Origin of the sequence: Streptomyces himastatinicus ATCC 53653, from assembly GCF_000158915.1 — a bacterium.
Classification (GTDB): Bacteria; Actinomycetota; Actinomycetes; order Streptomycetales; family Streptomycetaceae; genus Streptomyces; species Streptomyces himastatinicus.
In genome coordinates this window covers 8,375,837-8,384,638 of sequence record NZ_GG657754.1, presented here as the reverse complement: position 1 = coordinate 8,384,638, position 8,802 = coordinate 8,375,837, and the positions used below count along the sequence as shown (strand labels likewise).

Here is an 8,802-nt window from a genome sequence, read left to right as displayed (position 1 = left end):
GAGGGCTGCCGGAGAGTCGAGGTCGTTCGCCAGCGCCTCGCGCATCTCCTCCAACAGCGCGTCCGCCGACGGGCCGTCCGGCCGGGAGACGGCGGCGCGCCCAGCGGGCGAGCCGGTCCTCGGCGTCCCGCAGGACGCCGTCGGTCCACTCCCAGTCGGAGCGGTAGTGGTGGGCCAGCAGGGCGAGCCGGATGGCGGCCGGGTCGACGCCGTCACGCCGCAGCGCGGAGACGAAGACCAGATTGCCCTTGGACTTGGACATCTTCTCGCCGTTCAGCCCGACCATCCCGGCGTGCACGTACGACTGCGCGAACGGCCGCTCGCCGGTGAGGACCTGGGCGTGCGAGGCGCCCATCTCGTGGTGCGGGAAGGCGAGATCGGAGCCGCCGCCCTGCACGTCGAAGCCCATGCCGAGGTGGTCGAGGGCGATGGCGACGCACTCGATGTGCCAGCCGGGGCGGCCGGGGCCGAGCGAGCCGCCGTCCCAACTCGGCTCGCCCTCACGGGCGGCCACCCACAGCATGGGGTCGAGGGGGTTCTTCTTGCCCGGGCGCTCCGGGTCGCCGCCGCGCTCGGCGGACAGCAGCCGCATGGCCTCGGCGTCGAGGCGGCTGACCGAGCCGAAGGCGGGGTCCGACTCCACGGAGAAGTAGATGTCGCCCTCGACCTCGTACGCCGCGCCCGCGTCCCGCAGCCGCTCCACGAGCGGCACGATCCCCGGTATGGACTCCACGGCGCCGATGTAGTGGCGCGGGGGCAGCATCCGCAGGGCCGTCATGTCCTCGCGGAAGAGGGCGGTCTCGCGCTCGGCGAGGGCCGTCCAGTCGTCACCGTTCGCCACGGCCCGCTCCAGCAGCGGATCGTCGATGTCGGTGACGTTCTGCACGTAGTGGACCTGGCGCTTGGTGTCGAGCCACACGCGCTGAACGAGGTCGAACGCGTTGTAGGTCGCCGCATGACCCATATGGGTCGCGTCGTACGGCGTGATGCCGCAGACGTAGATGCGGGCGACGGGGCCGGGGGTGAGGGTGATCGGTCCCCCGGTCGCGGTGTCGTGAATCCTCAGGTCGCGGCCACTGCCAGGCAGGGCGGGAACCTCGGAAGCGGGCCAGGCATACATGCAATGAGCGTAACCGGATGCCAGTTCCGGATACGAACCGGACCGGCCCTGCTGACCGTTTGTTGGCCGGATAGGCGGTCTTGCGGATATGCCGGTGGTCTGCTGTGTCCTCGTCGGCTCAGACCGGCGGCCACGGAATGGCGGGCCACTGGCCGCTGGGCGCGGGGTGTACCCCGGTCCGCACCAGGGCCGCCACCCGGTCCCGCAGCGCCTCGATCTCGGCGCCGGTGATCAGCTTCGCCAGCCGGGCGCAGAGCGGGCCGTCGTCGGCGAGCTGCTCCGCCAGGCGGCGCAGCACCTCCAGCACGTCGTCCGGCAGCGGCTCCCCGGCCCACCCCCACAGCAGGGTGCGCAGCTTGTCCTCGGCGTTGAAGGTCACACCGTGATCAATCGCATAGAGCCGGCCGCCCGCGGCGGGCAGCAGATGGCCGCCCTTGCGGTCGCCGTTGTTGATCACCGCGTCGAGTACGGCCAGCCGCCGCAGCCGTACGTCATCGGCGTGCACCAGGAGCGCGGTGCGGCCCTCCCCCACCTCCGCGAAGCCGACCGCCTTCCAGCCCGGGCCCGGCTCGTCGCCCTCGACGAGCGCGAGCAGCTCGGTCCCGTCGGTCCCGTCGGTCTCGTCGGCCCCGTCGGAGCCGTCCGAGCCGTCGCCCGCGGCCTCACCGTCGCCGATGGCCACCTCGACCCAGAGCTGGCACATGCCCTGTCCGTACGGCCCGTCGCGCAGCACGGTGGGCGGGACCAGACCCCATCCGGTCGCCTCGGAGATCTCGTACGCCGCGACCTCGCGCTGGGCGAGCGTGCCGTCGGGGAAGTCCCACAGCGGCCGTTCCCCGGCCACCGGCTTGTAGACGCAGGGGGCGCTGTGGCCCTCGTACTCGACCGTGCAGTAGAGCACCGCGTTGGACGCCTCCCGGACCTGGCCGCGCACCGTCAGCTCGCCCAGGGCCAGCAGCTCGGATGGCTCCGGGGGCGTCAGGCTTCGCGGCGGTATCCGTTCTGGCGCGGACATACGTGTCCTTCCGGGTCGAGCGGCAGGCTGCACAGCGGGCAGGGCGGCCTACCGGCGTTGACGACGTCAAGCGCCCGCTTGGCGAAGGCCCGCGCCTGGGTGCCGGTGAGGCGGACCCGCAGCATGGGCGGCCCGTTCACGTCGTCCTGGAGGAGTCGTTCCTCGGCCTCGGCGAGGTCCTCCTCGGACTCGGCTTCCAGCTCGACGAGCGCCTGCGCCTCCACGATCATGCGCTGTTCCTCGCCGTCCCAGGCGAGGGCCATGGTGCCGACGCGGAATTCCTCTTCCACGGGGGCGTCCAGGGGCGCGGTGTCGCTGAGATCGGAGGGTGCGACGGCCGGCACCGGAGCGTTGCCGCCGGTGCGGCGCACCACCTCGTCGAGCAGCTCGTCTATCCGCTCGGCGAGCGCAGCCACCTGGGTCTTCTCCAGCGCCACACTGGTGGTCCGGCCACCCGCGGACGCCTGGAGGAAGAAGGTACGGCGGCCCGGCAGCCCGACCGTACCGGCGACGAATCGGTCCGGCGGGTCATAGAGGAACACCTGACGGGACAACGTCCTGCTCCATTTGCGTCGACTGGTCGGCTGGTTGACTACTGGGCGGGGCTGGTGGTTCCGGCGGAGCCGCCGGGCGTCACGACTGCCCGGTCACGGCTGCCGCGGCGCGGCCGCGCCGCGGGACCACCCTACTGCGCCCGGAGATCATGGTGCCCCCGCGTCGCCGCCCACCGCCGCGTCCCCGCCGCGCTCGTTTTGGGGCGTCTTCCCGGGGCGCGAGTCCCGCGATATTCTTGTGGTGTCTCCCAGCCGTACGACGAAGGGCCGGGTGGGGGTGTAGCGGATCGCGGTGATCGATTATGGCTCGACGGAGATCCGCTGGAAGAGGTCGAGGTGGAGGCCGAGGGCGTCCGCGACGATCGCCTTGATGATGTCGCCGTGGGAGCACATCAGATACGTCGTGTCGGCGCCGTGCTCCCCCTCGATCCGCGCGTTCCAGTCGCGCACGGCGTCGACCGCGCGTGCTTGCATGGCGCGCATGGACTCGCCCCCGGGGAACGCGGCGGCGGACGGGTGCTGCTGGACGATGTTCATCAGCGGTTCATCGGCCAGCTCGGCGAGTTTGCGGCCCGACCAGTCGCCGTAGTGGCACTCCCCGATGCGTTCCTCGGTGTGCGTCGGCAGGTCGGGGCGGGCGGCGAGCAGCGGTGCGAGGGTCTCCTGACAGCGCTGGAGCGGGCTGGTGACGACGGCGGCGAGCGGCAGCCGGGCCAGCCGCCCGGGCAGCTCCGCGGCCTGGGCGGTGCCGCGCTCGTCGAGGGCGACTCCGGGCGTCCAGCCCGCGAGGACGCCGGCCGTGTTCGCGGTGGACCGGCCGTGCCGGACGAGGATCAGCGTGGGCATGCCTGCCACCCTACGACCCTTCCGGGCCCGCTCAGGGAGGGTGTGTGCCCCCTTGTGCGCTTCCCCCACCTGTGCGCTTCTTACCCGGGCGAGGCACAATGCCCCGCGTGATCGTGGATTGTGCCATCTACCGGGACGGGTGCCGCACCGAGGGCCCCGCCGACTTCTCCGACGCCCTCGACCAGGCGCGCGCGGCCGGGGGCTCCTTCCTCTGGATCGGGCTGCACGAACCGACGGAGAAGGAGTTCGCGCTGGTCACCAGCGAGTTCGGACTGCACCCGCTGGCGGTGGAGGACGCGCTGACCGCGCACCAGCGGCCCAAGCTGGAGGTCTATGACGACTCGCTGTTCCTGGTGCTCAAGCCGGTCAGGTACGAGGAGAAGGCGGGCACCGTCACCGCCGGTGAGCTGATGGTGTTCGTCGGTGACTCCTTCGTGGTGACCGTGCGGCACGGCGGGGCCAATCCGCTGAGCGCGGTGCGCGAGCGGCTGGAGCACACCCCCGAGGTGCTGGCGCACGGGCCGACGGCGGTGATGTACGCGGTCGCCGACGCGGTCGTGGACCACTACCTGGACGTCGCGGACGCCCTCCACGAGGACCTGGACGAGCTGGAGACGGAGGTCTTCGCGCCGGACGGCAGCGGGAGCCAGAACACGGCGGGCCGGATCTACGCCTTCAAGCGCGAGGTGCTCGAATTCCGCCGTGCGACGGGCCCGTTGGCGGAGCCGATGACCCGGCTCGCGGGCGCCGGGGTCCCGTTCGTCCACGAGGGGTCGCGGCCGTTCTTCCGTGATGTCAGCGACCATCTGACCCGGGTGAACGAGCATGTGGAGGGCCTCGACCGGCTGCTGTCGGACATCCTCTCGGCCCATCTGGCGCAGATGGGGGTGCGGCAGAACGACGACATGCGGAAGATCTCGGCGTGGGCGGCGATGGCGGCCGTACCGACCCTGATCGCCGGTATCTACGGCATGAACTTCAGGCACATGTGGGAGCTGCGGCAGCCGTGGGGCTATCCGGCCGTGGTGGGGCTGATGGCCGGAGTGATCGCGCTGCTGTACCGCATGTTCAAGCGCCGCGGCTGGCTCTGAACGGGCCGTAGGACGAACCGGGGCCGTACGCCGCTGGGACCGTACGGGCGGGCCTCAGGCGAATTCGGGCTCCTCCGGGGTGGCCGTCTCCGCGCCCCCCAGCGCGTCCCGCCGCTCGGGCATCCGCAGCGTCACCATGCGGCGCCAGCCGCCCAGCCGCTCGTACCCGTAACCGGCCTTGATGCCCGCCGTCAGCACCGCGGACTTACCCCTGGGCCAGCCGAGGATGCGTGCCATCTGCGTCATCACGGCGAGGCTGACGCACCGGTGGACCTCCATTTCGACGAGCGCGCACTCCCGCAGCGCCCGCTGGATGGTCCGGCCGTATCCGGCGGCGGCCAGCCGCAGCAACTCCTCGTGGCAGTAGGCGAGGTGGTTCTCCTCGTCCTTGGCGATCATCGTGACCGCCCGGCCGACCTCCGGATGGTCGCCGAAGCAGCCGCGCAACATGGCCATCTGCGCGGCGGCGCGCTGCTCGGTGACCCGGCTGTGGGCGAGATAGATGACGATGTCGTGCTCGGTGAGCGGCTCGTCGCGGCGCAGCTTCTCGTGGGCGAGGCCGACGCCGCGGGCCTCCAGCAGCATGGTGTAGTTCGTCGTGCGCGGCACCTCCACCGGCTCCAGACCGCGCTTGCGGAGCAGGGCGTTGAAGATCCGGCCGTGCTTGTCCTCGTCCGCGCCATGGCGGGTGATCTTGGGTGCGAGGTCGCGCCGGCTGTCGGGCACGAGCGCGGCGATGCGGCCGTTCTCCCAGCCGCCCTGCGCCTCGCCGCTGGCGGCGATGGAGCAGAACAGCCGGAACGACTCGTCGTTTCCGAGGATCTCCTGGAAGACGCTTTTCGCCGAGAGCATCACTGCCACCTCCGGGCACGGCACGCACGCACCGCGCTGAAAAGAGTCAAATGCCGGGTATCGGAAGTGGCAACAGGTGGGGCGTCCGGCTCATCCGTACGAGGGAATCACGAGCGAATACGGAGGGTCCCGCCGTGCGCGTAACCCCGTGGCACCGCAGGCGTTGTGCTCGGTGACGGCCGTGGCGGGGAAGACCCCCCGAGCCCCCACCACGGCCGCGGAAACCTCCGCATACGCGTCCGCTACGCGAGCCCGGCGCGCTCCAGCGCCTCGACACCGGCCCGCAGCCCGGCCACCCGCTCCTCCAGCGTGAAGCCCGCGGGGGTGAGCGACAGGGTGGTGACACCGGCCTCGGCGTACGCCTTCATCCGGTCGGCGATGCGCTCGACCGGGCCGAGCAGCGTGGTGGAGTCGATCAGCTCATGCGGGATGGCGGCGGCAGCGCCCTCCTTATCCCCGGCCAGGTACTTCTCCTGGATCTCGGCGGCCTCCTTCTCGTACCCCATGCGCTGCGCGAGCTTGTTGTAGAAATTCTGCTTGGCGCTGCCCATGCCGCCCACGTAGAGCGCGGTGTACGGGCGGAACTGGTCGGCGAGGCCACGGACGTCGTCGCCCACCGCGAGCGGGACGGTGGGCACCAGGTCGAAGCCGTCGAGGGTCTTGCCCGCCTTCTCCCGGCCCGCGCGCAGCGAGCCGAGGGTGGTGGCCTCGGCGTGCTCGGGGGCGAAGAAGATGACCAGCGCGCCGTCGGCGATCTCGCCGGTCTGCTCCAGGTTCTTCGGGCCGATGGCCGCGATGTAGAGCGGGATGTACTCGCGCACCGGGTGCACGGTCAGCTTGAGGGGCTTGCCGGGGCCGCCGGGCAGCGGCAGGGTCCAGTTCTCGCCCTCGTGGGTCAGCCGCTCACGCGACATCGCCTTGCGGATGATGTCCACGTACTCGCGGGTGCGGGCCAGCGGCTTGTCGAACCGCACGCCGTACCAGCCCTCCGAGACCTGCGGCCCCGAGACGCCGAGGCCGAGGCGGAACCGGCCGCCGGAGAGCGAGTCGAGGGTGGCGGCGGTCATCGCCGTCATCGCGGGCGTACGGGCCGGGATCTGGAAGATCGCGGAGCCGACGTCGATCTGCTCGGTCTGCGCGGCGACCCACGACAGCACGGTGGCGGCATCCGATCCGTACGCCTCCGCGGCCCAGCAGACCGAGTAGCCGAGCCGGTCGGCCTCGCGCGCCACCGCGAGGTTGTCCGCGTCCATCCCGGCGCCCCAGTAGCCGAGGTTGATTCCGAGCCGCATACCCATGCCACCTCTTACTGATCAGTAACGTCGCTGTTCCGGGGACTCTAGCGCGCGGAACCCCGGTACGTCAGGGGTGGGTCCCGGGTAGGCCGGGGGGTGGCCTGCCCGTGGGTGATCCAGGGTTATCCACAGGCTGACACGGTCCGCTTTCCGGCCAGTAATCTCGATGTTCATGGAGCGACGTACATGGAGCTAAGGCACCTGGGCCGCACCGGCCTGCGCGTATCCCGGCTCGGGCTCGGCACGCTCACCTGGGGGCGGGACACCGGCGAACACGAAGCGGCGGACCAGCTGAAGGCGTTCTGGGAGGCGGGCGGGACCCTGGTCGACACCGCCGATGTGTACGCGGACGGGGAGGCGGAGTATGTGCTGGGGCGGCTGCTGGAGGGGCTGGTGCCGCGGCGCGACCTCCAGATCGCCACCAAAGCGGGCAGCGTCCCCGACCCGGACCGCCGCTTCGACGGCTCTCGCGGCCATCTCCTGGCCGCCCTGGACGCCTCGCTGGAGCGGCTCGGCACGGACCATGTCGACCTGTGGCAGGTGCACGCCTTCGACCCCGTCACCCCGCTCGAAGAGACCCTCCAGGCGCTCGACATAGCGGTGAGCAGCGGGCGGGCGCGATATGTCGGCGTGTCCAACTTCTGCGGCTGGCAGCTCGCCAAGGCCGCCACCTGGCAGCTGGCCTCCTCCGGTGCCCACACCCGGCTCGCCAGCACCCAGATGGAGTACTCGCTGCTTCAGCGCGGCATCGAGCGCGAGGTGCTCCCGGCCGCCCTCGACCTCGGCATCGGGCTGCTGCCGTCCTCGCCGCTGGGGCGTGGCGTACTCACCGGAAAGTACCGCCACATGACGCCCTCCGACTCCCGGGGCGCCTCCGAACTCGCCGCCTTCGTCGCCCCGTACCTCGACGAGGAGGCGAGCCGGATCGTCGACGCCGTCGCCATAGCCGCCGACGGCCTGGCCACCAGCGCCCTGCATGTCGCCCTCGCCTGGGTGCGCGACCGGCCGGGCGTGACCGCGCCCATCGTCGGCGCGCGCAACGCCCAGCAGTTGCGCACGGCGCTGTCGGTGGAGGCCCTTAGTCTTCCGGACGAGATCTGCCAGGCGCTCGACGATGTGTCGGCGCCCGTGCACCGCTATCCCGATCAGGACTGGAGCACGCTGTGACGACCGACCACCTCGCCGGCGACCCCCCGCCCGAGGAGGCCACCGACGCGAGCGCGGACCGCGCCGCGCCCGCCCCTGACGCGCCCGCGCCGGGGCCGGATCGGGACGCCGCCCCGGCCCCCGACGCCACGTCAGCCGCCGCCCAGCCGGCCGGCGACCCACCGTCGGCGCCGGGTCCCGCGGCAGACTCGCCCCACCCCGCCGAAGCCGGCCCCCCGGACACCCCGGCACCAGCCGCCGCCCCGGAGGGCCCCGGTCAGCCCGCCGCCGACGGGGACGCCGCGGAGCGCGCTACGGCAGCACCCGGGCAGCCCAGCCCCGAGAGCGCCGCCCTCGGGGCGGAACCCGACTCTCCCGCAGCCCACGCCCCCGGGGCGGACACGGACACCGGGACCGGTGCCGAGCCGACGGGAAGCGGCAACGCCGCGACAGACCCCGGCCAGCCCGACACCGAGAGCGACGCCACCAGGGCGGAACCCGACGCCGCCGCGACCGACGCGCACGCCGGGGCCGATGCCGAGCCAACAGAGACCGGCGCCGCCGTTCCGGGGCAACCGCCTGCGGCGGACGCACAGGCAGCCACCGGAGCCGACGCGACGGCTCCGGCAGGCGCCGCGACGGGGACCGGCGTCCCCGGGGCGGGGGCTCAGGCCGGGGCCGGGGGCGCGGCGGAGTCGGCTGGTGGCCCAAGCGCGCAGGCGCCGGGTGGTGGCGGCAAGGGTGGGCGGTCGGCGGCGGCTGAGGCGTTGGCTGCTGCCGTACGGGCCGTGGAGAGCGGCGAGCGGTCGGCGGCGTCGTTCTTCAACGAGCCCCGACCGGCCCCCGCCCGGCCGCAGCCGGCCGCCGCGCCCGCGCGGGAACC

General features: G+C 72.6%; 6 protein-coding genes and 3 pseudogenes. 3 read left to right on the top strand and 6 right to left on the bottom strand.

Going from position 1 to position 8,802, the window contains the following annotated elements:
- The 4 genes and pseudogenes from mshC to SSOG_RS35825 all read right to left on the bottom strand — a co-directional run.
- Positions 1 to 1,120, bottom strand: a pseudogene (mshC, locus tag SSOG_RS35840) (cysteine--1-D-myo-inosityl 2-amino-2-deoxy-alpha-D-glucopyranoside ligase); the annotation flags it as partial.
- Positions 1,121 to 1,238: 118 nt separating this feature from the next.
- Positions 1,239 to 2,135, bottom strand: a complete 897-nt coding sequence (locus SSOG_RS35835) for an SCO1664 family protein (RefSeq protein ID WP_009719159.1) — start codon at positions 2,133 to 2,135, stop codon at positions 1,239 to 1,241.
- Complete coding sequence (locus SSOG_RS35830; RefSeq protein ID WP_009719158.1) at positions 2,099 to 2,689, bottom strand: DUF3090 domain-containing protein; 591 nt, start codon at positions 2,687 to 2,689, stop codon at positions 2,099 to 2,101. Before SSOG_RS35830 ends, SSOG_RS35835 begins: the two co-directional genes overlap by 37 nt.
- Positions 2,690 to 2,836: 147 nt before the next feature.
- Positions 2,837 to 3,535, bottom strand: a pseudogene (locus SSOG_RS35825) (histidine phosphatase family protein).
- A gap of 98 nt (positions 3,536 to 3,633) precedes the next feature.
- Here SSOG_RS35825 and SSOG_RS35820 point away from each other — a divergent pair.
- Positions 3,634 to 4,626 (top strand): magnesium and cobalt transport protein CorA, encoded by a 993-nt coding sequence (locus SSOG_RS35820; protein WP_009719156.1) that lies wholly within the window; start codon positions 3,634 to 3,636, stop codon positions 4,624 to 4,626.
- A gap of 54 nt (positions 4,627 to 4,680) precedes the next feature.
- Here the strand turns inward: SSOG_RS35820 and SSOG_RS35815 are convergent, their stop codons facing one another.
- Positions 4,681 to 5,478 carry a ferritin-like domain-containing protein gene (locus tag SSOG_RS35815; RefSeq protein ID WP_009719155.1) on the bottom strand — a complete coding sequence of 266 codons (798 nt, stop codon included), beginning with the start codon at positions 5,476 to 5,478 and terminating at the stop codon, positions 4,681 to 4,683.
- A 242-nt stretch (positions 5,479 to 5,720) separates the two neighbouring features.
- On the bottom strand, positions 5,721 to 6,770 hold the full coding sequence (locus SSOG_RS35810; RefSeq protein ID WP_039942238.1) for an LLM class F420-dependent oxidoreductase: 1,050 nt from the start codon (positions 6,768 to 6,770) through the stop codon (positions 5,721 to 5,723).
- Positions 6,771 to 6,959: 189 nt separating this feature from the next.
- On the opposite strand from SSOG_RS35810, the gene SSOG_RS35805 reads away from it, so the two are divergent.
- Together SSOG_RS35805 and SSOG_RS55060 are read left to right on the top strand one after the other, a co-directional pair.
- Entirely contained in the window at positions 6,960 to 7,940 is a 981-nt protein-coding gene (locus SSOG_RS35805; RefSeq protein WP_009719153.1) for an aldo/keto reductase, read from the top strand.
- A pseudogene (locus SSOG_RS55060) lies at positions 7,937 to 8,802 on the top strand (hypothetical protein); the annotation flags it as partial. The gene SSOG_RS35805 and the pseudogene SSOG_RS55060, both read left to right, overlap by 4 nt.

Excerpts from the sequence above, each read along its gene's own strand:
- SSOG_RS35835 (WP_009719159.1), bottom strand. The coding sequence starts at position 2,135 with ATGTCCGCGCCAGAACGGATACCGCCGCGAAGCCTGACGCCCCCGGAG.
- SSOG_RS35820 (WP_009719156.1), top strand. The coding sequence starts at position 3,634 with ATGCCCCGCGTGATCGTGGATTGTGCCATCTACCGGGACGGGTGCCGC.
- SSOG_RS35815 (WP_009719155.1), bottom strand. The coding sequence starts at position 5,478 with ATGCTCTCGGCGAAAAGCGTCTTCCAGGAGATCCTCGGAAACGACGAG.
- SSOG_RS35810 (WP_039942238.1), bottom strand. The coding sequence starts at position 6,770 with ATGCGGCTCGGAATCAACCTCGGCTACTGGGGCGCCGGGATGGACGCG.
- SSOG_RS35805 (WP_009719153.1), top strand. The coding sequence starts at position 6,960 with ATGGAGCTAAGGCACCTGGGCCGCACCGGCCTGCGCGTATCCCGGCTC.